Source organism: Phreatobacter sp. (assembly GCF_051860605.1).
In the GTDB taxonomy this organism is placed as follows: Bacteria; Pseudomonadota; Alphaproteobacteria; order Rhizobiales; family Phreatobacteraceae; genus Phreatobacter.
On sequence record NZ_JBHYDR010000006.1, the window covers coordinates 327,958 to 351,784 of the forward strand.

General features: G+C 66.3%; 22 protein-coding genes. 9 read left to right on the forward strand and 13 right to left on the reverse strand.

Annotated features, from left to right (window positions below; all coding sequences use genetic code 11):
• Positions 1–826: 826 nt before the first annotated feature.
• A complete protein-coding gene (locus ACTIFS_RS13275; protein WP_439574586.1) occupies positions 827–2,497 on the reverse strand; it encodes a methyl-accepting chemotaxis protein in 1,671 nt (556 codons plus the stop codon).
• 243 nt (positions 2,498–2,740) lie between these two features.
• Here ACTIFS_RS13275 and ACTIFS_RS13280 point away from each other — a divergent pair, with 243 nt between their 5' ends.
• The 4 genes from ACTIFS_RS13280 to ACTIFS_RS13295 all read left to right on the forward strand — a co-directional run bounded on the left by ACTIFS_RS13280 (position 2,741) and on the right by ACTIFS_RS13295 (position 5,418).
• Complete coding sequence (locus ACTIFS_RS13280; RefSeq protein WP_439574587.1) at positions 2,741–4,126, forward strand: FAD-binding oxidoreductase; 1,386 nt, start codon at positions 2,741–2,743, stop codon at positions 4,124–4,126.
• A complete protein-coding gene (locus ACTIFS_RS13285; protein WP_439574588.1) occupies positions 4,123–4,707 on the forward strand; it encodes an NAD(P)H-dependent oxidoreductase in 585 nt (194 codons plus the stop codon). The genes ACTIFS_RS13280 and ACTIFS_RS13285 overlap by 4 nt, the downstream gene beginning before the upstream one ends.
• 61 nt (positions 4,708–4,768) lie before the next feature.
• Positions 4,769–5,014: an AbrB/MazE/SpoVT family DNA-binding domain-containing protein gene (locus ACTIFS_RS13290; protein WP_439574589.1), complete on the forward strand. Its 246-nt coding sequence runs from the start codon at positions 4,769–4,771 to the stop codon at positions 5,012–5,014.
• Positions 5,011–5,418, forward strand: coding sequence for a type II toxin-antitoxin system VapC family toxin (locus tag ACTIFS_RS13295; protein WP_439574590.1), 408 nt, complete (start codon positions 5,011–5,013; stop codon positions 5,416–5,418). Before ACTIFS_RS13290 ends, ACTIFS_RS13295 begins: the two co-directional genes overlap by 4 nt.
• A gap of 5 nt (positions 5,419–5,423) precedes the next feature.
• Here ACTIFS_RS13295 and ACTIFS_RS13300 read toward each other — a convergent pair whose 3' ends face one another.
• From ACTIFS_RS13300 to ACTIFS_RS13310, 3 genes are read right to left on the reverse strand one after another with little or no spacing between them, the layout of a single operon-like run.
• Positions 5,424–6,308 (reverse strand): ABC transporter permease, encoded by an 885-nt coding sequence (locus ACTIFS_RS13300; RefSeq protein ID WP_439574591.1) that lies wholly within the window; start codon positions 6,306–6,308, stop codon positions 5,424–5,426.
• On the reverse strand, positions 6,305–7,114 hold the full coding sequence (locus ACTIFS_RS13305) for an ABC transporter ATP-binding protein (RefSeq protein ID WP_439574592.1): 810 nt from the start codon (positions 7,112–7,114) through the stop codon (positions 6,305–6,307). The genes ACTIFS_RS13300 and ACTIFS_RS13305 overlap by 4 nt, the downstream gene beginning before the upstream one ends.
• A 1-nt stretch (position 7,115) precedes the next feature.
• The gene (locus ACTIFS_RS13310) at positions 7,116–8,153 is read right to left on the reverse strand and encodes an ABC transporter substrate-binding protein (RefSeq protein WP_439574593.1); all 1,038 of its coding nucleotides are present in this window, start codon (positions 8,151–8,153) and stop codon (positions 7,116–7,118) included.
• A gap of 269 nt (positions 8,154–8,422) precedes the next feature.
• Between ACTIFS_RS13310 and ACTIFS_RS13315 the strand changes: the two genes are divergently transcribed.
• The gene (locus ACTIFS_RS13315) at positions 8,423–9,808 is read left to right on the forward strand and encodes an FAD-binding oxidoreductase (RefSeq protein ID WP_439574594.1); all 1,386 of its coding nucleotides are present in this window, start codon (positions 8,423–8,425) and stop codon (positions 9,806–9,808) included.
• Positions 9,809–9,876: 68 nt separating this feature from the next.
• On the opposite strand, the gene ACTIFS_RS13320 is transcribed toward ACTIFS_RS13315, so the two are convergent.
• The 6 genes from ACTIFS_RS13320 to ACTIFS_RS13345 form a co-directional block, all read right to left on the reverse strand.
• The gene (locus ACTIFS_RS13320) at positions 9,877–10,770 is read right to left on the reverse strand and encodes a LysR family transcriptional regulator (RefSeq protein ID WP_439574595.1); all 894 of its coding nucleotides are present in this window, start codon (positions 10,768–10,770) and stop codon (positions 9,877–9,879) included.
• A gap of 128 nt (positions 10,771–10,898) precedes the next feature.
• Entirely contained in the window at positions 10,899–11,309 is a 411-nt protein-coding gene (locus ACTIFS_RS13325) for a cyclophilin-like fold protein (RefSeq protein ID WP_439574596.1), read from the reverse strand.
• Positions 11,310–11,366: 57 nt separating this feature from the next.
• Positions 11,367–12,473 carry an alpha/beta hydrolase gene (locus tag ACTIFS_RS13330; RefSeq protein ID WP_439574597.1) on the reverse strand — a complete coding sequence of 369 codons (1,107 nt, stop codon included), beginning with the start codon at positions 12,471–12,473 and terminating at the stop codon, positions 11,367–11,369.
• A 184-nt stretch (positions 12,474–12,657) separates the two neighbouring features.
• Positions 12,658–13,587 (reverse strand): N-carbamoyl-D-amino-acid hydrolase, encoded by a 930-nt coding sequence (locus tag ACTIFS_RS13335; RefSeq protein WP_439574598.1) that lies wholly within the window; start codon positions 13,585–13,587, stop codon positions 12,658–12,660.
• Complete coding sequence (locus tag ACTIFS_RS13340) at positions 13,584–14,750, reverse strand: diaminopropionate ammonia-lyase (RefSeq protein ID WP_439574599.1); 1,167 nt, start codon at positions 14,748–14,750, stop codon at positions 13,584–13,586. The genes ACTIFS_RS13335 and ACTIFS_RS13340 overlap by 4 nt, the downstream gene beginning before the upstream one ends.
• A gap of 98 nt (positions 14,751–14,848) precedes the next feature.
• Positions 14,849–15,364 (reverse strand): YHS domain-containing (seleno)protein, encoded by a 516-nt coding sequence (locus ACTIFS_RS13345; protein ID WP_439574600.1) that lies wholly within the window; start codon positions 15,362–15,364, stop codon positions 14,849–14,851.
• Positions 15,365–15,541: 177 nt separating this feature from the next.
• On the opposite strand from ACTIFS_RS13345, the gene ACTIFS_RS13350 reads away from it, so the two are divergent.
• The 3 genes from ACTIFS_RS13350 to ACTIFS_RS13360 all read left to right on the forward strand — a co-directional run bounded on the left by ACTIFS_RS13350 (position 15,542) and on the right by ACTIFS_RS13360 (position 18,426).
• Entirely contained in the window at positions 15,542–16,138 is a 597-nt protein-coding gene (locus ACTIFS_RS13350) for a DUF1134 domain-containing protein (protein ID WP_439574601.1), read from the forward strand.
• Positions 16,139–16,240: 102 nt separating this feature from the next.
• Positions 16,241–17,653 carry a hypothetical protein gene (locus ACTIFS_RS13355; protein ID WP_439574602.1) on the forward strand — a complete coding sequence of 471 codons (1,413 nt, stop codon included), beginning with the start codon at positions 16,241–16,243 and terminating at the stop codon, positions 17,651–17,653.
• 65 nt (positions 17,654–17,718) lie between these two features.
• On the forward strand, positions 17,719–18,426 hold the full coding sequence (locus tag ACTIFS_RS13360; protein ID WP_439574603.1) for a glutathione S-transferase family protein: 708 nt from the start codon (positions 17,719–17,721) through the stop codon (positions 18,424–18,426).
• 75 nt (positions 18,427–18,501) lie between these two features.
• Here the strand turns inward: ACTIFS_RS13360 and ACTIFS_RS13365 are convergent, their stop codons facing one another.
• From ACTIFS_RS13365 to ACTIFS_RS13375, 3 genes are all read right to left on the reverse strand, one after another.
• Positions 18,502–18,729 (reverse strand): DUF1127 domain-containing protein, encoded by a 228-nt coding sequence (locus ACTIFS_RS13365; RefSeq protein ID WP_439574604.1) that lies wholly within the window; start codon positions 18,727–18,729, stop codon positions 18,502–18,504.
• A gap of 316 nt (positions 18,730–19,045) precedes the next feature.
• A complete protein-coding gene (phaZ, locus tag ACTIFS_RS13370) occupies positions 19,046–19,879 on the reverse strand; it encodes a poly(3-hydroxyalkanoate) depolymerase (RefSeq protein WP_439574605.1) in 834 nt (277 codons plus the stop codon).
• Between the two features lie 88 nt (positions 19,880–19,967).
• The gene (locus tag ACTIFS_RS13375; protein WP_439574606.1) at positions 19,968–21,836 is read right to left on the reverse strand and encodes an alpha/beta fold hydrolase; all 1,869 of its coding nucleotides are present in this window, start codon (positions 21,834–21,836) and stop codon (positions 19,968–19,970) included.
• 162 nt (positions 21,837–21,998) lie between these two features.
• Here ACTIFS_RS13375 and ACTIFS_RS13380 point away from each other — a divergent pair, with 162 nt between their 5' ends.
• Positions 21,999–23,762, forward strand: coding sequence for a WS/DGAT/MGAT family O-acyltransferase (locus tag ACTIFS_RS13380; RefSeq protein WP_439574607.1), 1,764 nt, complete (start codon positions 21,999–22,001; stop codon positions 23,760–23,762).
• The last annotated feature ends 65 nt before the right edge of the window (positions 23,763–23,827 follow it).

Here is a 23,827-nt window from a genome sequence, read left to right on the forward strand (position 1 = left end):
GAGCTTTAGCTGCTCCGATGTCCACCTTTCACCGGACATTGTACCAACCCTTGGAGGATGCGAGCGCAAAGCGCCGAACTAATTCGGCACTTGATGTTCTAGGACCATTGGAAACCGTCTCATTAATTCCGATTACTTCATGAAGATCGTGATCGTCGGAGTTTCTGGGCGAAGGCACCAGCGACTCGAGCCCTACTTCCATTGGCAAAAAATAACATCTATCGATCATAGTCTCATTCAATTGCGTGATGTCAATTGAATCGTCCAACAAAACATGCCCGAAAAATTTATAATTGCCTCCATCTCTGTACATGTACTCTAGCTCGAATGATATTCTATCATTTGGCAATTTAGTCATTGTCAAATCTCCAATATGGCCCCGCTGGTGTGATTATCACGCAATAGTCAATTGCTTCGATTTTGATGAATTTCGTGCCATAGGTCAAACGCTTTACTGGGCCGCCCGTGTAGCCATCGGGTTCACTCAAATGCTGCGCGCTCACGGGTGCAATTGCACCCCCCGACATCTGGAGTGGTTCGATATCCAACGTCCGAGGTGAGAACACCAACGAACAATCGACCCAAGCAAATTCGCTGGATACGCGCATTTCACGCGGTTAAAACTGTTCATTCCTCGAAGCATGCATGCGATGCACAGCCCTGTGCAGCGGGCTTGGCGCAAGGGTGTTGCCGATTTCGTCGGACGGTACAGGCCCGACAACCGTGGTTCACCACAGGGTCGCCCTGACTGGCGGAACGGCCCTCCAAAAAAACCGAAGCCCGGCTGTTGAGCCGGGCTTCGTCGTTTCGGGCCGGATGAACCGCCTCAGGCGGCCCTGATCCGGGCGAGGAAGCCGGCCACCGCGCCGTCCAGCTTCGAGGAGCCGTCCTTCAGCGAGCCGGCCGCCGTGTTCATGGCGGAAGCAGCCTCGCGGGTCTCGCCGGCCGCGCGGGTCACCCGGCCGATATCGGTCTCCACGGACCGGGTGCCTTCGGCGGCATCGGCCACCGAACCGGCAATGCCGTTGGTCACCGCCGACTGCTCCTCGACCGCCGCCATGATGGAGGAGGAGATCGAATTGATCTCGGCAATGGTGCGGTTGATGGCCTCGATGGCCGAGACCGCATCGCCGGTGACCGACTGGACCGCGCCGATCTGGCTGGCGATTTCCTCGGTCGCCTTGGAGGTCTGGGCGGCCAGGCTCTTCACTTCCGTGGCGACCACAGCGAAGCCCTTGCCGGCTTCGCCTGCACGCGCCGCCTCGATGGTGGCATTCAGCGCCAGCAGGTTGGTCTGGGCGGCGATGGCGTTGATCAGGTTGACCACGTCGCCGATCTTCTGGGTGGAGGTGACGAGCGTGCCGACGATCTCGCCGGTGCGGGTCGCCTGATCCACCGCCGAGGCCGCGATCTGCTGGGCCTGCGCCGTGCGGCTGGAAATCTCGCCGATGGAGGAGGCCAGTTCCTGCGCCGAGCCGGCAGCGCTCTCGACGCTCTGCGTGGCGCCGGCCGAGGTGGCCGCCACCGTCTCGCCGAGATCGGCGACGTTGCGGGCAACGTCGCCAACGCGGATGGCGTTGTCGACGATCGCCTCGGCCGACTGGGTGACGGTGGACACGACCGACTGGACGGTGGCCGAGAACTCCTCGGCCAGCACGGCCATCTCGCGGACCCGCTGGGCCTTGACCTCGGCCTCGCGGGCGGCTTCGGCGGCCTTCAGGCGCTCCATCTCGCGGGCATTGTCGCGGAACACCAGGACCGAGCGGGCAAGGCCGCCGATCTCGTCGCCGCGTTCGGTATCGCTGACCTCGACGTCGCTTCGGCCATCGGCCACCGCATCGACCGAGGCGGTGAGGCGGGCAAGCGGGCGGGCGACGCCCATCAAAACGGTCCAGAAGGCGAGGATGGCGGCGAGCAGCGCCAGGCCGATCGTGCCGACGATCGCCCAGGTGAACTGCCGCTGCATGGTCTGCACCCGGTCGGCCAGGGCCGAGACCCGCTGGGCGTTGGCTTGGGCGAAGGCCATCATCTCGGCATTCAGCCGCTGGCGGGTGGTACGGTTGGCGTCGTTGTCGCCGATGACGCGGGCGGCCTGGTTGCCTTGGGCCCGGCCGGCCTGGGAGAGGTCGTTGCGCAGCTTGATGAAGGCTTCGGCCTGTTCGAGCAGGCGGGTCTTCACGGCATCGTCCTCGGGGCGGGCAAGGCCGGCCCATTCGCTGACGACGGCGCGGAACTTGGCAAGCTCGCGGTCCTGGTTGGCCGCGAACCGCTCGAGCACCTTCGGGTCGGACGACATGTAGATACCGCGCGATTCCATCACCACGGCATAGATCAGCGCATTGGCTTGCTCGGCCAGCTGGGTGACGCGCGCATTGCGCTCGTTCTCCTCGATGGCGGCCTGATAGCGCTGGAAGCCGGTGGCCGCCACCGCACCGATCACAAGGGCGGCGGCAGCCAGGCAGCCGACCACGACGAGAAGGCGGGTCTTGATCTTCACTGAAGGGTCTCCGGGTCCGTTCGATTGCCGGTAACCTTGTAGGGAAAACGCTAGCGGACGGTTAACCAAGGGTCGCGGAATGCCTGTTTCGCAGGCGGAGAGGAGAGAAATCGGCGCGCCCTGGCGGCCGGTCCCGCAAGGTTTGCGCGGCGGGCGTGCGAGCGACGGGCTGCCGGCGATTGCCTCTCTGGCCCGCCGGTTGCATGATTCGCGCTGCCACCCGGCGAGGCGGAATCACCCGGCATGACCCTTCACCAGACACCCGCTGCAGCGCGCAGCCACGTTCCGCAGAGCCACGACATCCCGGCCCTCCTCGCCCTCCTCGGCGACGTACCCGTGATCACCGAGCCGGTGGTGGTCCGCCGCCGCTCCCGCGACTTCTTCTGGTATTCGCCGATCCTCGCCGAGGAGCTGAAGGACGTTCGCGCCGACATCATCGTCCAGCCGCGCGACGAGGCCGATGTCATCCGCACCGCCTCCGCGTGCGCGCGCCTGCGCATCCCGCTCACCGTGCGCGCCGGCGGCACCGGCAATTACGGCCAGGCCATGCCGCTTGCCGGCGGCGTCCTGCTCGACATCAACGCCCTCTCCGGCATCGTCTGGCAGAAGCCGGGCGTCGCGCGCGCGCGCGCCGGAACCAATCTGCTTGCCCTCGACCAGGAGGTCCGGGCCGGGGGCTACGAACTGCGCATGCACCCCTCCACCAAGCGCACCGCCACCATCGGCGGCTTTGTGGCCGGCGGTTCGGGCGGCGTCGGCTCGGTCGCCTATGGCGGCCTGCGCGAACCCGGCAATATTCTCGCCGCCCGCATCGTCACCGTCGAGGAGGAGCCGCGTGTCCTGGAACTGCGCCAGGACGCGGCGCAGAAGGTCAACCGCGCCTACGGCACCACCGGCATCATCACCGAGCTGGAAATGCCGACCGCACCGGCCTGGCCCTGGATCGACGTGATCGTCGCCTTCGACACATTCGAGGAGGCCTTCGCCGCCGGGCGCGACGTCGCCCATGCCGACGGCGTGGTGAAGAAGCTGCTGTCGCCCATCGCCTGGCCGATCCCGTCAAAGTTCGGCGCGCTGAAGCGCGCCTGCCCGGAAGGCCAGGCCATTCTGATCGCCATGATCGCCGAGCCGTTCCTCGAAAGCTTCCGCGCCATTCTCGCCGGACGCGGTACGATCACGCTGGAGGCGCCCTCGGAGGAAGGTCCCGGCCAGGTGCCGCTCTACGAATATACCTGGAACCACACCACCCTTCAGTGGCTCAAGACCGACCGCTCCGTCACCTATCTCCAGTTGCTCTATCCGCATGACCGGCTGGAAGAGAGCGTCATGCAGATGAAGGCCCTGTTCGAGGGCGAGGTGCTGCCACATCTGGAATTCATCCGCTTCGCCGGCAGGATCACCTGCTCGGCCCTGCCGATCGTGCGCTACACCACGCCGGAGCGGCTGAACGCGATCATCGCGGAGCACGAGAGCCACGGCGTCATGGTCGCCAATCCGCATGTGGTCAGCCTGGAAGGCGGCTCGCGCCACAAGCGGGCGGATGCTGACCAGAGCGGCTTCAAGGCGGAGGTCGACCCGATGGGTCTGCTCAATCCCGGCAAGATGGCCAGCTACGTGCCCGTCCGATGAGAGTCCTCTATCTCTATTGCCACCCCCTGCCCGAGAGCTTCCACGCCGCCATCCGCGCCGAGGCGCTGGCCGTGCTGAAGGCGGCCGGCCACGAGGTCGACCTGCTCGACCTCTATGCCGAGGGCTTCGATCCCGTCCTCTCCGCCGAGGGCCGCCGGACCTACCACGATGAGGCGGTGAACCAGCAGGGACTCGAACCCTTCATCAAGCGGCTCAGGGCGGCCGAGGCGCTGGTCGTGCAATTCCCCACCTGGAGCTTCGGCCCGCCGGCCATGCTCAAGGGCTTCTTCGACCGCATGTTCATGCCGGGTGTGGGCTTCGACATCTCGAACCCCGCCGCCGTGAAGCCCCTGCTCACCCATATCCGCTCGATCACCGGCATCGTCACCTATGGCCGACCGTTCTGGTACGCGCTGTGGATGGGCGATCCGCCGAAGAAGATCGTCATGCGCTACCTGTGGTGGTTCACCGGCTGGAAGGCGAAGCGCCGCTATCTGGCGCTCTACCACCTGAACGTCGCGACAGCCGAGCAGCGCGCCGGCTTCATCGAGCGGGTGAGGGCGGCCATGGCGAGGCTGTGAGGGGCGCCTTGATGGGGCCCCAGGCTAGTATTACCTTGTTGGTATTACCGCGGAGGCCGCCATGACCACCATGACCGTGAAGGGGCAGGTCACCATCCCCAAGGCCGTGAGAGAGGCTGCCGGCATCAAGCCGGGGGACAAGGTCTCGGTCACGCTGGCTCCCGATGGAAAGGTTTCCATTGGACCGGTTCCAACATCGCGGGAAGAAAGCTATCGACATAAGGTTGAAGCTGTCCGACGCGCTGCGCCGCTGAAGGGTATGGTCACGACCGACGAGTTTATGAAGATGATCAGGAGCGACGATTGACGCTCGTCGATACGAATGTACTGATCGATATCTTCAGCGACGATCCCAAATGGGCCAGATGGTCCGCCGAACAGCTGGTGGCTGTCGGCAGGGTAGGTTCCGTCGTGACAACCCCGATCAACTATGCGGAGCTCTCGGCACGTTTCGACCGGCGATCTGATGTGACGGCCTGGCTGGAACAGCTTGAGGTGAAACTCGCGGATACGCCGCCAGATGCCCTGTTTCGCGCCGGCAAGGCCTTCGCATCCTATCGAGAGTCGGGCGGCCCGCGAACGAGTCTTTTGGCAGACTTCCTGATTGGCGCCCATGCCGAAGTCGCTGGCCTCACCATCCTGACCCGCGACACCCGCCGCTTCCGAACCTATTTTCCGGCAGTCCGGCTCATCGCGCCCGCCGCCCTCTGAACCCTCTAGTTCTCCCGCTTCAGCGCGCTCTCGTGCCAGCGCCGCAGGAGCATGTGGGAGATCCAGCTGGTCATCAGGAAGATGGCGATGCCGGTCATCGAGATCATGATCAGGGCGGCGAACATGCGCGGGATCTTGAGCTGGTAGCCCGCCTCCAGGATGCGGTAGGCAAGCCCCGACGCCGAGCCGCCCGAGCCCGCCACGAACTCGGCCACCACCGCGCCGATCAGCGCAAGGCCGCCGGAAATCTTCAGGCCGCCGAGAAAGTAGGGCAGCGCTGCCGGCAGGCGCAGATAGCGCAGCATCTGCCAGCGCGAGGCGCCGTAGAGCTGGAACAGATTGATCAGGTTGTGGTCGGCCGAGTTCAGCCCGAGGATCGTGTTCGACAGGATCGGGAAGAAGGCGACGATCCAGGCACAGATCAGCAGCGACAGGTTGATGTCGCCGACCCAGATGATGATCAGCGGCGCGATCGAAACGATCGGCGTCACCTGCAGGATCACCGCATAGGGGAACAGCGACTTCTCCAGCCACTTGGACTGCGAGAACAGCACGGCAAGCCCCACCCCCAGCGAGACAGCCGCGATCAGCGCCGCCGCAGTGATGCGCAGCGTGATCCACAGCGAGGCCGACAGCGTGCCCCAGTCCTCGAACAGCGTGCGGGCGATCAGCAGCGGGCCCGGCAGGATGAAGGGCGGAACCTCGCGCCACCAGACCACGAACTCCCAAAGGCCGAGCGCGAACACGCCGATGACGAGCGGAGCCAGGATGCCCGGCCAGGCTTCCGTCGAGATGCCGAGCACCTTCTTGTCCACCCGATAGACCGGGCGGGCCTCGGCATCGGTGCCGTCATGCGGCACCGCCGGCCCGGGAAGCGTCGTGTCGCTCATGAGGCGATGGCCTCCTTCAGCTTTTCCGAGGCGATGCGGCACCAGTGAGCATAATCGGCCGAGGTGCGGAACAACTCGTCGCGCGGATAGGGCGCCTCGACCCGAAGGTCGGCCATGACCCGGCCCGGCCGGGCCGCCATCACGACGATGCGCTGGGACAGATAGACGCTTTCGAAAACCGAGTGGGTGACGAAGACGGCGGTGAAGCGATTGGCTTCCCACAGGCCGAGCAGGTCGTCGTTCAGTCTGTGGCGGGTGATCTCGTCCAGCGCGGCGAAGGGCTCGTCCATCAGCAGGATCTTCGGATGGGTGACGAGCGCCCGGGCGATCGACACGCGCATCTTCATACCGCCGGACAATTCGCGCGGATAGCTCGTCTCGAAGCCCTTGAGCCCGACAAGCGCCAGCATCTCGGCGCCGCGGTCCTCCGCTTCGCGCCCCTTCACGCCCTTCAGCCGCAGCGGCAGCGTGACATTGGCCAGCGCCGTTGCCCAGGGCATCAGGGTCGGGTCCTGGAACACGAAGCCGAGATCCCGCTCAGCGTGCCCGGACGCATCGTGCATGGCGGTCGGCCAGTCGATGGTGCCGACGCTCGGGTCGCCAAGACCGGCGATCATGCGCAGCAGGGTCGACTTGCCGCAGCCGGACGGCCCCAGCAGGCTGACAAATTCGCCGGTCGCAAGGTCCAGATTGACGTCGCGGACGGCAATCGTGCCGTTGGCGAACTGCTTGGTGACACCGCGGACGGTGACCAGCGGCCTTGCGCCGCCGGTCGCCGTCGCACGGACGCGTGCGGCCTGGACCACGTCAGGTCCTTCCGATGCCCTTGTTGATGAAGCGGAGGTCATAGGCCTTCTTGAAATCGACATTGGGCTGGAACACGCCGGCATCGCGCATCTGCGTGTAGAAGCGGCCCCAGCGTTCATCGGTCATCGCGCCGATGCCGAGCGTGGTGGCATCGCCCGACATGACGATGCCGTTCTCGGTCATGACCTTGATGGCATAGTCGATCTTCTTCTGATCCATGTCGGGATTGTCCCGCATGATCAGCTTGTTGGCCTCGGCGATCGCCGGTCCGCCCTTCATGTACTCGGCCCAGCCCTCCAGCGAGGCCGTGACGAAGCGCTGCACGACGTCGGCCCGCTCGGCGACCATCTTGCTCGAGATGTTGATGGTCGTGTTGTAGTTTGCGAAGCCGGCATCGGCGATGAGATGGACCAGCGGCCTGACCCCGCCCTGCTGCTCGATGGCGAAGGGCTCGGACGACAGGAAGCCCTGCTGGCATAGGTTCTTGTCGGCCAGGAACGGCGCCATGTTGAACGTGTAGGGACGCACCTGCTCGTCGGTGAAGCCGAAACGGGCCTTCAGATAGGGCCAGAACGAGGTGCGCCCGCCGGCGCCCACCAGGATGGTCTTGCCCTTCAGCGCCGCGAAGCTGTCATTGCCGACGCCCGGATGGCAGATGATGACCTGCGGGTCCTTCTGGAAGATCGAGGCGATGCACAGGAACGGCAGGTTCTCCTGCACATAGCGGATCGCCTCGAACGAGTTCGACATGATCATGTCGACCCGTCCGCCGAGCAGGAGCTGCGAGGGATTCTGCTGCGGGCCACCCATCCGGATGTCCGCCTCGATGCCGTACTTGCGATAGATGCCGGCGGCGACGCCCTGGTAGAAGCCGCCATGCTCGGCCTGGGCACGCCAGTTGGTCTGGTAGGATACCTTGTCGAGGCCCTGGGCGCTGATCTTGCCCGAGGTCATGAGATAGGCAGCCGAGACGCCCGCGCCGAGGGCAAGCGCCCGGCGGCGTGTCAGGCTGCGGCTGGTCGGGGGTGTGGCGGACATGACGACCTCTCCTGTGCTGGGCCCGTCTGGAGACCCATGAAACCGATGCAGGGCCGAAGAGCAACGGCCGTGCCGGACCAAAGGCCCGGATTGAGGGGTTTCACGGATCAGACTTGCACAGGTTTGAGGCACTCTGCCACTGGCTTGAGCGGCAGGCTTGCCCGCGCCGCCCGATCCCCCGGCACAACATGGCCGCGCACGCGCCGTGGCATGGCGGCTGCCTCGCCCTTCTGGCACTGTGGCACCAGTCCGACCGATGGATAGACCCGATGAGCAAACTTGAGGCCCTGCGCGCCGACCTCTCCGGCATCGCGCTCGCCGACGACGCGCCGACGCTGCGCATGGCGAGCCGCGACTTCTTCTGGTTCTCGCCCGTGCTCAAGCCGCTTCTGGAGGGCAAGGTCGCCGACCTGGTGGCAACTCCGTCCAGCAAGGACGAGTTGCGCCGCATCGCCGCGGCCTGCGCGCGCCATCGCGTGCCGCTGGTCATCCGCGGCGGCGGTACGGGTAATTACGGACAGGCCGTGCCGCTGGCCGGCGGGCTGGTCGTCGACATGCGCAAGCTCGGCCGCATGGTGTTCGCAAAACCCGGCGGCTGCCGGTTCGAGGCCGGCGCCAACATGCTCGACATGGACAAGGCGCTCGATGCCCATGGCCAGGAGCTGCGCTTTCACCCGTCCACGCGCGCGCAGGCGACCATCGGCGGCTTCGTCGCCGGCGGCGCCGCCGGTGCCGGCTCCTGCACCTGGGGTCAGATCGACAATCTCGGCGCCGTCACCGCGCTGGAGGTGATGACGGTGGAGGAGGAGCCGCGCCTGATTGAACTGCGCGGCCGCGAGATCCTGAAGGTCATGCACGCCTATGGCGTCAACGGCATCATCACCGAGGTGGAACTGCCGACCGCCCCCGCCCACGACTGGGCCGAGCGCATCGTCACCTTCGACAGCCTGACGGCGGCCGCCCGCTTCGGTCAGGCCTTCATGGAATGCGACGGGCTGGCCAAGAAGCTGGTCTCGGTCCACGACCCGCGCATCGGGCCCTATCTGCGCCGCCTCGCCCCCTATCTGGAGACGGACAGGGCCTTCGCCATCCTGATGGTCTCCGAGCCGCAGGCCGACACGCTCGACCTCCTGATCGCCGACCATGCCGGCAGGGTCACCTTCCGGCGCGGCGCGGCCGAGGCGAAGGCGGTCGCCTTCGGCACCCACAAGGAGCGCGGCGGCCCCGGTCCGCTCTACGAATACACCTGGAACCACACGACGCTGCACGCCCTCAAGATGGACCCGTCCATCACCTATCTGCAGCTCCGCTTCCCCGCCCCCGACAACCTGAAGCTCGTCGCCTGGGCGGAAAAGGAATTCCACGAGGACGTGTTCTTCCACCTCGAGTTCCAGCGCCGCGAGGGGAAGGTCATCACCTCATCCCTGCCGCTGGTGAAGTTCACCACGCCCGAGCGGCTGGACGAGATCATGCGTCGGGCGGCCGAGGGCGGCGTGCAGCCCTCCAGCCCCCACACCTTCGTGCTGAACAATGCCGGCTGGAAGCGGATCGACGCGCCGCAGCCGGAGTTCAAGCGCCTTGCCGATCCGCACGGGCTGATGAACCCCGGCAAGCTGCTGGGCTGGGAGGGTGGGGCAAGGCAGGCGGCCGAATAGGAGACGCCATGACCGATCATCGCCATGTCGGACCTTTGGCAACGTCCGCGAAACAGGCGAGCGCGCGGCTAAATGCGATGCCGCAGCGCATTCACGAGTGCAACGAAGGCCGGAGATGATTGTCGCCTGCTCGGATAGTAGAGGTGGTAGCCATCCCAGTACGGCGACCAGCCCTGGAGCACGCGCTGCAGCCGCCCCTCCTCAATTTGGGAAAGGGCGATCTCCTCCGGCACATAGGCCAGGCCGCACCCTGCCAGGGCGGCTTCCAGAACATGGAAGATATTGTTGAACACCAGTTGACCATCGACGCGTACTTTGATCTCGCGGCCGTTGTCCTCGAACTCCCACACGTAGAGCGCACCGGACGTGGGGAAACGGTAGTTGATGCACTGGTGCTGCATGAGGTCCTGGGGCTTCGAGGGCGTGGGATGCGCGTCGAAGTACGTCCTTGAGCCGACCACGGCGAATCTGAAATCCGGTCCGATGCGGGCGGAGATCATGTCTTTTGCCAGTTGCTCGCCCATGCGAACGCCCGCGTCATAGCGCCCGGTGACAATGTCGGTCAGGCCGTTGTCGAGCAGCAATTCGACCTTGATGTCCGGGTATCTCGGAAGGACGCTTCTCAATTTTGGCCAGAGGACGTTGTTGATCGCATAGTCCGACGCGACGATCCTGACCGTCCCGGCGGGCTTCTCGCGCAGATCGTTCAGGGCGTCGATCTCCACCTCGATCTGGTCGAAATGGGGGCCGATCCTCTCAAGCAGCCGCTCGCCGGCCTCGGTGGGTGCAACCGCGCGCGTGGTGCGCGTCAGCAGGCGGACGCCGAGGCGCGCCTCAAGCTGACGGATCGTATGGCTCAGGGCGGACTGCGAAACACCGAGCCTGGCCGCAGCCCTCGTGAAACTGCGTTCGCGCGCGACGGCCAGGAAGGCGAGGAGGTCGTTGACGTTCTGCCGCGTCACACGCGAACCCTTCTCATGTTGCGGCGTCGATCATAGCCTCTGCCCGGCGCTATTCCAGTTGCCGGAGTGGGATGACTTGCCCGATACCGACAGCGGCCGGGCCGGTGAAGTGCATCACCGCAGACCTCTCAGTTTGCGCGCTCCAGGCGGATCGCAACCGGGCCCGGCCGGTCGAAGATCGAGACGTCGCCCCTCACCCGGCCGAGCACGACTATGCCCGGAAGCGGGACGCGACCGCTGCGATAGTAGATGACGAAATGATTGGAGCTCCACAGGCCAAGCGTGCCCGTCGAGAAGTCTTGCTGCCGTGCCAAGTCCGGCAGCGATGAGGGCAGATTGCCTGTCTTTTCCTGTCGGAGGTGGTCGCGCATCGCGATGGTGAGCGGAAGCATCCGAGCCAGCGCGCGCGCCGCCTCGTTGTCTGCAAGTTCGGCTGTTACTTCGCCCCAGTCTGAGACAAGCCGAATACGATCCTGAGCCATGGCAACTCCCGCCGTTCCGATCATCACGGCGGCGGCACCAAGCAGCGATTTCAGCACGTGGCGCTCTCCCGGTCTTGTTGAGGCTTGTTTCGAGCATGCTGGCCCGGGTTGCCTTCACGCAGCCAGATGCTGATTGAAGAAGCCGGCCAGCCTGCCGAACGGGATCAGGTCGACCCTGTCGTAGAGGTCGATGTGGCTGGCACCGGGGATGATCATCAGTTCTTTCGGTTCGGCTGCAGCCGCGTAAGCCGTTTCGCTGAAGTAGCGCGAATGGGCCTTCTCGCCGTGGATCAGCAACAGCGGGCGCGGTGCGATCTCCCTGATGTACGACAGGATTGGCATGTTCATGAACGACAGCGGAGTCGTCTGCGTCCACGCGTTGCCAGAGTTGACAGCACGGGCATGGTAGCCGCGCGGTGTCATGTAATAGGCGTGATAGTCGATCAGGAACTGTGCCTCGCCACCCTTCAGCTCATTGTAGGGCGGCTGGTAAGCCGGTGTTCCGCGCTCGGCGTCCACCCAACGCTGTCGGTTCATTTGTTCCAGCGCCTGTGTGCGCTGTTCGAGCGTCACGCTGTCATTGTAGCCGCGCGACATGACCCGCGTCATGTCGTACATGGTGCTGGCGGCAACCGCCTTGACACGCTTGTCGATGGCGGCGGCGTTCAATGCCATGCCGCCCCAGCCACAAATACCGATGATGCCGATGCGCTCCCGGTTCACGGCAGAATGCAGTCCGAGAAAGTCGACCGCGGCGCTGAAATCCTCGGTATTGATGTCCGGCGAGGCGACGTTGCACGGCTCGCCGCCACTCTCGCCCGTATAGGACGCATCGAAAGCCAGAGCGGCGAAACCGCGCTCCGCCATGGTCTGCGCATAGAGGCCCGACGATTGCTCCTTCACCGCGCCGAAAGCGCCGCAGACGGCGAGCGCTGCCAGCCGCCCGTCGACACGGTTCTTCGGGAGGTAGAGATCGCCAACCAGGGTGATGCCGTAGCGGTTCCTAAAGGTCACCTTCTCGTGGTCGATCATCGGGCTCTTCGGGAAAACCTTGTCCCATTCCGATGACATTCGTTGAGCCCCTGCGCTGGACGCCGTGACGAGAGAGCCGGCGCCGATGGCTGCGAAGCCCGCGCCCGTCAGTTTCAAGAGATCGCGACGAGCAACTTCAGACTCCATCTGACGAGGCGTCGCGTGGCCGGTTTGGTTCCGCGTGTTCATGGCGGTATCTCCGCTCTCTGTTCATGAATTTTCACACGGAAGTTAGTCGAGAGACGCCCCGCCGATTAGGGTGCGCGCTCAGCATGCGATCATGAGCCTGATTCATAAATGATCGTGCCTCGGGCCGCGCCGTTCGATCACGTCTGCAAGCAGGTGCAGTCGCCCCTGAACCGCCCACGCCAGATCACCCCGCCGGCCCCACCGCGCCCCGCTGCTCGACGATTCGCCGGTACTGCTCCGGCTGGCGATGCATGTCGAAATTGAACGTCGTCGCCCTGTAGCTCTTGCCGATATCGAGGTCGCAGCGGGCAATCACCAGTTCGTCGTCTTGCGTCAGCGCCTGGCCGATCACCTCGCCGGTGGGCGCGATGATCGAGGAGCCGCCGATCATCTCGCAGCCCTCCTCCACGCCGCATTTGGCGACGCCAACCACCCAGGTGCCGTTCTGGTAGGCGCCGGCCTGCATGACCAATTGGTTGTGGAACTCCGACAGGCGGTCGTGGTCGGGTGCCGGCGGGTTGTGGCGCGGCGTGTTGTAGCCGAGCAGGATCATCTCCACCGACTGCAGCCCCATCATCCGGTAGCTCTCCGGCCAGCGCCGGTCATTGCAGATCATCATGCCCATATGGCCGCCGAGCGCGTTCCACACGCCCCAGGAAAGGTCGCCCACCTCGAAATAGCGCTTCTCCAGGTGCTGGAAGGCGCGCCACGGCTCATGTTCCGCATGGCCCGGCAGATGGATCTTGCGGTATTTGCCGACCTGCCGGCCGGTGTTGTCGACCAGCAGCGCGGTGTTGAAGTGCCGGCCCTCGGGGGTCAGTTCGGCATAGCCGAACGAAAAGCCGATGCCGAGCCGGGCCGCCTCGCTGAACAGCGGCGCGGTCTCGTTGGACGGCATCTCGCGCTCGAAGAACGCATCGATTTCGCTCTGGTCCTCCATCCACCAGCGGGGGAAGAAGGTGGTCAGCGTCAGTTCGGGGAAGACCACGAGGTCGCAGCGGTGCGCCGCCGCCTCGCGCATCAGTTCCACCATGCGCGCCACCACCTCGCGGCGCGAATGGGCGCGCTGGATCGGCCCCATCTGGGCAGCGCCCACGGTGACGATTCGGCTCATGCGGACATCCTTTCGACGTCTTCGGGATCGCGCCCGACGATTTCGCGATAGATGACGGGGTCGGTGGCCCCTTCGGTCCCGATGCAGAACACGCGCGAGGCCCCGTCGAGGCCCAGCGCGGCGCGGCAGGCCGCGTCGCCGGCAATGGCGCGAAGGCCCGCAAGCCCGGCAACCCCGGATTCGCCCGCCGCGATCCCCAGATCGGCAAGGTCGCGCATGGCATCGGCCGCGCGTGCGTCGGGAATGGTCACGAAGGCATCGGCACCCGGCGCCAGCAGCGCCCAGGCAAGCTGCGAAGGCTCGCCGCAGGCAAGACCCGCCATGATGGTGTCGAGGTCGCCGCCGACCGCGGTCCAGCGACCCGCCAATGCGCTCCGGTAGAGGCAATCGGCGGTTTCCGGCTCGACCACGATCACGCGCGGCCGGCCCGCACCCTGCAGCTCCCAGTACCAGGACAGGACACCGGCAGCGAGACCGCCCACCCCGCCCTGCACGAAGACATGGGTCGGGGCGGCGCCCTGCTCCTCCGCTTCCATCGCCAGCACGGCATAGCCCTGCATGACGTCGCGCGGGATCAGGTCATAGCCCGGCCAGGACGTGTCGGAGACGATGGTCCAGTCGTTGGCGGCGGCCGCCTCGGCGGAGGCGCGCACGGCATCGTCGTAATTGCCCGGTACCCGGCGCACCTCGGCACCGAAAGCGGCGATGGCGGTGGCGCGTCCCTCGCTCACCGTCTCGTGGACATAGATAACCGCCTTCACGCCCAGCCGGCTGGCGCCCCAGGCCACCGCCCGGCCGTGATTGCCGTCGGTGGCGCAGGTGACTGTCAGCCCCTCGGCCGATCCGCGCTGCACCACCAGCCGCTCCACGGCATAAGCGCCGCCCAGCGCCTTGAAGCTCTTCAGGGCGAAGCGCCGGCCCTCGTGCTTGTAGGCGATGGCGGCAAGCCCCGAAGCGGCCGCGAGAGCGTCGAGGGACAGGACGGGCGTGGCCGCATAGCCGGGCCAGGCCGAGATGGTCGAATGGGCGAGACGGGCGCCTTCCAGCGACAGGATGGCGCGCTCCGCCTCGCCATAGGGCCGGTTTCGGTCAAGACCGGGATTGACGAGAAGACGGGCACCCGTGGCGGCGACGACGAGGTTCGGCATGCCGTCGAAAAGCACGCGGGGACCGCCCGCGGTCAAGTCCTAAGGGCGCCAGTGGATGCGCTGGAATGCAGCCATGCGCGCTTCGCGAGGCCGATGGGCCGGCCCGTTCGCGGTCAGGGCACGAGCCTGTCGCGCACCGTCGGCCATGCGCGCTCGGCGCGGGCCACGGCCTTGTCCGGATCGGTGGCGAAGACCGTGCGGTTGCGCTCGGAATGGAAGACATAGAGCCGGTCGTCATGGACGAGCCAGATGGACGGATGACCGGCCGCCGGGCTCTCCTCGCCGACCGCGATCGCGTCATAGCCGCCATAGCGCGGCTGATAGACGCCGGGGTGCTGCATGAAGGCCGCGCGATTGCCCTCGTTCTGGAAGCGCCACGTCGCCCCTGCCCAGCTCAACTCGAAATCCGCAGAGCCCTCGCGGGGTCCGCCATCGGTGAAATAGGCCACCGGGTCCATGCCGTAGAGCGCCACGCCGGTCATCCGGTCGGTGACGATGCGCTCGGTGGTGGCCGCCCGGGGCCCGTCCTCCACCCCCGTCATTCCGATCAGGACAGCGACGCCGGCATAGAGCGCGGTCACGACCAGCGTCCAGGCCAGGGGTCGGAGGAAATGCCTCACCATCGTCATGTTTTCTGCCGAATCTGGGAGTCGAAGACGGAGGCCGACCTTGGCAACCGAGGGTAACCAGTTCCTTACCGCAATGCCCGAAATCTGCGACTGGTGACCAAATGGTTACCTTCCCCGCTTAGGATCATCTCACATCGCGGCGGCCGGTTCGGGCCGCCGATCCGTGGAGAACCACATATGAGCCATGACCATATCGATCGCCGCGCCCTGATCGCCGCCCTCGCGGGCACTGCTCTCGTCGGCTTCGACCGCCAGGCACTGGCCCAGCGCGCCTATCAGGACCAGTCGCCGCGCACCTATTCGAACAGCGAGATCGTCGGCACTGGCCACCGCTTCTTCGGCTCGACCAGCCGGGGGCTCGCCAATCTCGTCGAGCGCGCCACCCAGCAATGGGGCCGGCCGAGCGCCTATATCCTCGGCCAGGAGGGTTCGGGCGCCTTCGTCGCCGGCCTGCGCTACGGCGAGGGCATGCTTTACACCAAGGATGGCGCCGACGCGAAAGTGTTCTGGCAGGGTCCGACGCTCGGCTTCGACTTCGGCGGCGACGGCGCGCGCACCATGATGCTGGCCTATCGTGTCCGCTCGCCGCAGGACCTTGAGCGCCGCTTCATCGGCGTCGACGGTTCGGCCTATCTGGTCGGCGGCCTCGGCATGACGGCGCTCGGTGCCGACAACATGCTGGTCGTGCCGATCCGCACCGGTGTCGGCGCCCGGCTCGGCGTCAATGGCGGCTACCTGAAATTCACCTCGCGCCCGACCTGGAACCCCTTCTGATCCGGCGCGCCGGCCCTTCCCGCGGCGGGCCCGGCATGGCAAAAGGTGGCTGACGCAGCGTGAGCTGCCCTGTCTGCGCGCACGAGAAGGAGAGCGCCGGTCGTGACCATCGAGACCGCCATGGTCTTCGCGCTCGGCTTCCTCACGGCGGCTTTGCTGTCGCTCGGGATGATGGGCGCGGTCTGGCGGCGCGCCGTTCGGCTCACCACGCGGCGGGTGGAAAACGCCATGCCGCTGTCGTTCTCGGAGATCAAGGCCGAGAAGGACCAGATCCGTGCGGACTATGCGGTGATGACGCGCCGGCTGGAGATTGCCGCCGACGGGCTCCGCGAGGAGCTCAACCTGCGGACGATCGAACTCGCCCGCCGCACCGAGGTGATCCGCGACATCAACACCGAACTCGACGCGCGGGCGGCACGCATTGCCGCGCTCGACGGCACAGTGGCGGGGCTTGGGGCCGATCTCGCTGCAGCCCGCGCGACCATCGCCGGGCAGGAGGCCAGCCTGAAGGCTGCGGCCGAAACGCTGGCCGAGCGCGATGCGGCGCTGGCCGAGCGCACGGAGGAACTGGCCGCCTCGCGGGCCGATGCCAATGCCCTGCGGATCGACGGCGTGGCGCTGCGCACCCGGATCGACAGCCAGACCGCCGTGGTCAACGATCTCACCCGCAGCCTGGAACTCGCAGAGGCCGACATTGCCGCCCGTCGCAAGTCCTTCTCCGAGGTGACCTCGGCGCTCACCGCCGAGCGGCAGCGCATTTCGGAGGTCCAGGACCGGCTGAACCGCGAGAACGAACTGACCAACAGCTTGCGCGCGGAACTTGCCGAGCTGAACCGCACGCTGTCGGAGACGGCCCGCGATCTCAGCGCCGAGCGGCGGCGCAACGGCGAACTGACGGGCGAGGTGCGCACGCTGCAGGGCAAGGTGGAGGCCGGAACCCGCCGCATCGAGAAGATGACGGCAGAGCTTGCCGGACAGAAGGAGCGGCTCACCGAGGAAACGGCCCGCGCCGAGCGGGAGAGGCAGGCGCGCGACACGGCCGAGCGCACCACCGCAAGGGGCGAAGCCGAGCGCGACCGGCTGGCGGCGGAACTCGCGATGCTCAAGGTCACGGCAGGAGAGACAGCCCGCGCCCTCCAGGTGGAGGCGGAGACCGCCAAGGCGGCGAAGAACATGCTCGAGGGCTCGCTCGCCAAGGCGCGCGAGGACCGCGTGCGCATCCAGCGCGAGGTTGCCGCGCTCACCCAGTCGGCGCAGACCGCCTCGACGCGCGATGCCCGCGACATCGACATGGTGCGGGAGAAGATGGATTCGCTCGCCGCGACCATTGCCCGCGTGACCCATACGCTGGAAGGGCCCAACTCGCGCATCGCCGCGATCCTGTCGGAACAGGCCGCCGGCACCGGGCCGGGACGCCGGCGCAAGCGGTCCGACCTGACGCTCGCCGAACGCATCCGCCTCGTCGTCGACGAGGCCAACCGCACCGACAGCCAGGACAAGGAAGCGGCGGAATAGCTGCTGACAGGACGGGAGCCGGCGGCTGCCAGTCTGGCGCCTGCCTGACCAGAGAGCTCCCCCCGATGACGTCCCCGACCCGCCCGCGCCTCTATTCCGGACCGCTCAGCATGTTCGGCGCCAAGGCCGAGATTGCCCTGCTGGAAAAGGGCATCGACGCCGAGGTCGTGATGGTGCCGTTCGATATGAAGCGTCTCTACGAGCCGAAGCACCCCGAGGTGCTGCGCATCAACCCGAAGCGGCAGGTGCCGGTGCTGGTCCACGGGCCGGTGGAGATTTTCGATTCGACGCAGATCTTCGAATATCTGGAGGACATCGTCCCGGATCCGCCGCTCTGGCCGCGCGATCCGGTGGCACGGGCACGGTCACGCCTGCTCGAGATGAAGTCGGACGAGGTCTATTTTCCCCACATCGTCCGGCTGATGGGACTTCAGCAGGCGCCCGACGACCCGGCCGCGATCGCCGCGAGGGCCGGAGCTTCGGCCTTCTACGATGCCATGGAGGCGGAGCTTGGCCGAGGCGAGTGCCTTGCCGGCGCCTTCTCCTATGCCGACATCGCCTTCTACATGGCCCAGTTGTTCGGGGACCGGATGGGCGCACCGATGACCGAGGCGCATCCGCGCCTCGTCGCCTGGCGTGACCGCATCGGCGAACGGGCCTCCGTCATCCGCGTGGCCGGCGCCATGGGGCGCTGGCTGGTCGGCGAGGGCCGGCCGATCCCGGCTTTCCTCGACCGGCTTGTGCGCGCGTCCCGGCCACCACCCGCCGCATGACAAACCCCTCCCCGGCCGCCGTGCCGAAGAGGGGTGTCGTGCAGACGCTGGCTGCCATGCCGGAGCCGGACAGGATCAGCGGAAGCTGCGGCCGTGGCGGGCGATGCGCTCGATCTGCGAACGCTCGATGCCGATATCCTTCAGCGACTCGTCGCTGAGGCTGCCGAGCTCGAGCGTGTTGCGGCGCACGCGCTGCCAGTCGGCGAAGCTTGCGAAAAGGCCACCGGCAAGGGCGGCAATGCGGGTGAGAAAGCCGCCGGCCTGGGATGAGGCGGACGGGGCATGGGACGACATGAGGGACATGATGGGCTCCAACGGTTGATGGCGAGGCTTATGGGCCGGGGCTGTTTCGGCCTCTCGTCTCGCTCCGTTGGTCGCATTTCAGCGTATTACGGTTTTGACGGAACTCATCAAGACTTTTGACGCATCCGATCAATTGTTTCCACGCTGTTTCGGTTCTTTCATTCCCGTGTCAGGACTGTGGCGAAACAGCCCTCCCGACCGTCAACACGCTTTGCCTCATGGCATTTCTTGGCCGAGAGCTGCGATTGCACTCATGCTGCCATGCAACAACGTGACGCCTCGCACCTGCGAGACAGGTGTCGCGCCCCGGCAGGCATCACTCCTCTGCCAGAAACTCCTCGACCAGCGCCGCCATGCGAACCGGATCGGTGACCACGAACAGGTGTCCGTCATCGACCAGTTCCAGCCGGGCCTTGGGAATAAGGCTCGCCAGCGCCTTGGCATTGATCACCGGAATGAGCGGATCGTCGGTTCCTGAGACGACGAGCGTCGGCTGGCGGAGCATCCAGAGCCAGGGCAGGCTGGTCCAGCCCAGCATGGCCAGCAATTGCAGCGTATAGCCGTATTGCGTCGCGCCGCGCATGGCCGCCGCATGGCGCTGGATCAGGGTCGGATCGCGGCGGAAGGCACCGCCATAGATGTCGGCGGCGATCGACTGCATGTAGCCCTTGTCCGCGTAGCGCCGGGGGCTTGCCATCTTGGCCAGCACATCGGGCGCGCCGGGAACCATGATCGAACCGGGGGAAGTCGCGACCAGCACCAGGCGCCGGCAAACCAGGGGGTACTGAAAGGCGAACTGCTGCGCGACGCCCCCGCCCCACGAGACACCGGAGACGTCGATCTCGCCGTCATAGCCAAGCTGGCGCATCAGATCGTGGGCGAGCTTGACCAGCGTCGAGGGGCGGTAGGGCAGCAGCGGCGCCGGTGAGCCGCCGATGCCGGGTACGTCGAAGATGACGGCCTCGGTATCGCCCAGAGCCTCGAAGAACGGGGCCGCCAGTTCCAGATTGGCGCCAATGCCGTTGAACATGAGCAGCGGCGGCCGCTTGCCCGTTCCCCTGCGGATACCGACGCGCAGCACCTGCCCGCCGACGTCCTCCATGCGGGTCTCGAAGGAGGCCGGGGCGGAATGCGGGGCGGTCTGGGTCAAGGGCAGGTCCTCTTGCAGCGTGTCAGGCGACTTTTCGCGATCATGCGACAGGCCGGCCGATTCGGCACTGTCAGCCGGTCGGCTCCCCTCACGGCTCGAACACATAGGTGCCCGGCGAGGGGCCGAGCGGCTTGTAGCGGGCGCTTCCGGCCGATTTCGGCGCTGCGATTTCCTTGCCGGCGCGCGCCTTCAGCCATGGCCCCCAGTGCGTCCACCAGGAATCGGCCTGCTTCTCGGCGCCCTTGGCCCACTGGTCGGGATCCTCGGCCGTCGCCTTGCCGGTGACGAACCAGGCCTTGGGGTTGCCGGGCGGGTTCAGGAGGCTCTGCAGGTGGCCCGAATTGGACAGGACATAGGTGGTGTCCGGCCCGTAGATGCGGGCGGTCTGGTACACCGCCTTCCATGGCGTGATGTGGTCGGTGGTGCCGCCGATGACATAGGCCTCGGCCGTCACCTTGCCCATGTCGATCGGCACGCCGTGGATCGACATCTTGCCGGCATTGACGAAGGGATTGGTGAAGATCAGGTCGAGGAAGTCGCCGTGCAGGCGCGCCGGCAGGCGGGTGGTGTCGGCATTCCAGTAGAGGATGTCGAAGGCCGGCGGCTGGTTGCCCATCAGGTAGTTGTTGACCCAGTAGTTCCAGATCAGGTCGTTCGGCCGCATCCAGGCGAACATCTTCGCCATCTCCTGGCCGTCCAGCACGCCGCGGGTGGCCGACATCTGCTTGGCCGCCATGACCGATTCCGGCGTCACCAGCGCGGCGAAATCGGTATCGGCGCCTGCTTCCGTGTCGATCACGCAGACGGCGAGGATGATCGAGGCGAGCTTGTCCAGCCCCTGCCCCGCCAGCCAGCCGGCATAGGTGGAAACGGTGATGCCGCCCGAACACGACCCCATGATGGTGAGCTTGTCCTGCCCCGTGATGTCGAGGGCCGCATCCACCGCCTCGTCGAGCGCCTGGATATAGGTGTCGAGACCCCAGTCGCGCTGCTCGGCCGTCGGGTTGCGCCAGGAGATGCAGAAGGGCTGGATGCCGTTCGCCAGCAGGAAGCGGATCATGCTCTTCTTCGGCGAGAGATCGACCGCATAGAACTTGTTGATCTGCGGCGGCACGATCAGCAGCGGCCGCGAGAAGACCGTCTCGGTCGTCGGCGTGTAGAGAATGAGCTCCAGCACGTCGTTGCGGAACACCACCGTTCCCGGCGTATTGCCGAGATTCTCGCCCACCTTGAAGCCGCTCATGTCGACCTGGCTCGGCAGGCCGCCGTTCTTCGACAGGTCGGAGATGTAGTTCTTCACGCCCTCGACGAGGCTCTTGCCGCGCGTATCCACCGCGTGCTTCAGCGCGGTCGGATTGCCGAGCAGCGTGTTGGACGGGGCCATGGCATCGACGAAGATCGAGGTCACGAGCCGCGCGCGGGCGGCATCCTTGTCGGGCAGGTCGGTCTTGGCCACTGCCTCGTGAACGGTCTTCGCCCACGCCGTGTAGGACTGCATCAGCGTGCGGTGGAAGGCATTGGCCTGCCAGGCCGGATCGGCGAAGCGCTTGTCCTTCGGATCGGGCGCGACCTCCGATTGGCCGGTGACGATCCGGCCCATCTCCTTGACGAAGTCCATCCATTGCTGGGCGACAATCTGCGGCTGTGCCGCGAGAGCGCCCACCAGCGTACGCGCAGCCCCGATCAGTTCCTCGGTGCGCACGCCCACCAGCGGGTTGAGCGCCAGCGTGTTGCGCGAGGCATCCTCGGCGATCTGCTCGGCAAGCGGCCGGTCGGGGGCGTTGCGGACCGCCTCGGCGGCATCAGCGGCGGGCCCGTTGCCGGCAGCCGTGGCCTTCGCCCTGGCGGGTTTCGCCGCTGTTGCCTTGGCGGCGGACGCCTTGGCCGCAGACGCCTTGGCCGAAGGCGGTTTCCGGGTTCCGGCCTTGCCGGACGGGGTCGCATCGCGGCGTGCCATGGCATTCTCCCTTGGGACTGTTCTCGTTGGTCCGACACTAGAGCCCTCTCCGCCCCGGCTTCAAGCGCCGTCACCGGGCTTGTGCCGCGGGCTGTCCCGTCCTTGAATGGCGCCAAGGGCCCGCCAGAGGCCGATGCGCATCGGGCGCGAGGGAGAACCGCCATGAAGCAGCTCAGCGGGATCGATGCGACCTTCCTCTACATGGAGACGCCCGAGACCCCGATGCATGTCGCGGGGTTGACGCTCTACGAGCCGCCAAAGGCCATGACGGGCACGTTCCACGAACATTTCCGCAGCTTTTTCGAGAAGCGCGTCCACCTCATCCCGATCTTCTCCAAGAAGCTCGCCCGCGCCATCTTCGACCTCGACCATCCCGGCTGGGTCGATGCCGGCGATGTCGACCTCGACTATCACATCCGCCACCAGACCCTGCCGAAGCCGGGCAGCTTCGCCCAGCTCGAGACGCTGGTCGGCGACCTGCATTCCGTGACGCTCGATCGCTCGCGCCCGCTCTGGCAGTTCACCGTCATCGACGGCCTCGCCGACGGCCGCTTCGCGCTCTATTCCAAGGTCCACCATGCGGCCGTGGATGGTGGCGCCGGCATGGTCATCACCAAGGCGCTCTACGACATCACCGAGGTGCCGCGCGATGTCGGCCCGGCCCCTGAGGCGAAGCAGAAGGCGAAGCCGAGCGTCCCGCAGCGCGCCGTCGTCGGCCTTAACGACCTGATGGCCAACATGGTGCGCCAGCACATCACGCTGATGACCGCCGGAGCCAAGCTCGTCGGCTCGGTCGCGAGTGCGCTGCTGCCGGGTTCCTCGGCGGAGAAGAAGGACGAGACGGCGGACAAGCCCTCCGGCACCCCGGCCCTGCCCAGCCTCGTGCCACCGAAGACACCCTTCAACGTCACCATCACCGGCCAGCGCGCCTATGCGGCGCGGACGCTCTCCCTCGACGATGCCAAGCTGGTGGCGAAGGCGACCGGCGCCAAGCTCAACGATGTCGTCATGGCAGTCTGTTCGGGCGCCCTGAGGCGTTATCTCCAGGCCAAGAAGAAGCTGCCCAAGACGCCGCTCATCGCCTTCGTGCCGATTTCGCTGCGCGAGGCCGGCAACACCGACATCAACAACCAGGTCTTCGGCATGAACTGCCCGCTGGCGACCGACATCGCCGATCCGCTGGAGCGCCTCGCCTCGATCCGCAAGACCTCGACCACCACCAAGCAGGTCGCCGGCGTCACAAAGGAGGCGGCACCGAAGGACTTCACCATGATCGGCGCCCCGCTTATCCTGCCGGGCCTGATGCAGCTGTTCGGCAAGTCCGGCATCGCCGACATGGTGCCGATGGGCGTCAATGTCGTCATTTCCAACACGCCCGGCCCGCCCTTCCCGCTCTACTGCGCGGGGGCGAAGGTCTCGGCGCTGTATCCGGTCTCGATCCCGACGCACGGCATCGGCCTCAATCTCACGGTGCAAAGCTATCTCGGCCAGCTCGATTTCGGCCTGACCGGCTGCCGCAAGGCCATGCCCGACATGGCCGCGCTCGCCGATGACCTGAAGCCCGCTCTCGATGAACTGGTGGCGGCGGTGAAGGCGAAAATGGCCACCGCTTCCCCGGCACCGGCCAAGGCGGCCGCGGCAGCCGCACCGCCGACGGCAGAGGATGCGCCCGCGAAGACGCCCCCGGCCGGCAAGGCATCCAAGGGAGCAAAACCGGCAAAAGAGGCAACGACCGCAAAGGCGGCAACCACGGCGAAAGCCGCAGCCAGGAAGGCTCCAGCCAAAGAGCCTTCGGCCAAGGCAGAAACGGCCGCAAAGCCGGCACCGGCAAAGGCCGGGAAGGCCGGGGCCAGACCGAAGGCCGCCGGTGGCAAGGTGCCCGCCAAACCGGCGTCCAGACGCAACGCGAAGGCTGCACCACGCTGAAGCGCCCTTGGAATGGCCGTCGCCCGCCCCCATCTGACGGACAGCGCCCTGCCGCATGACGGCGG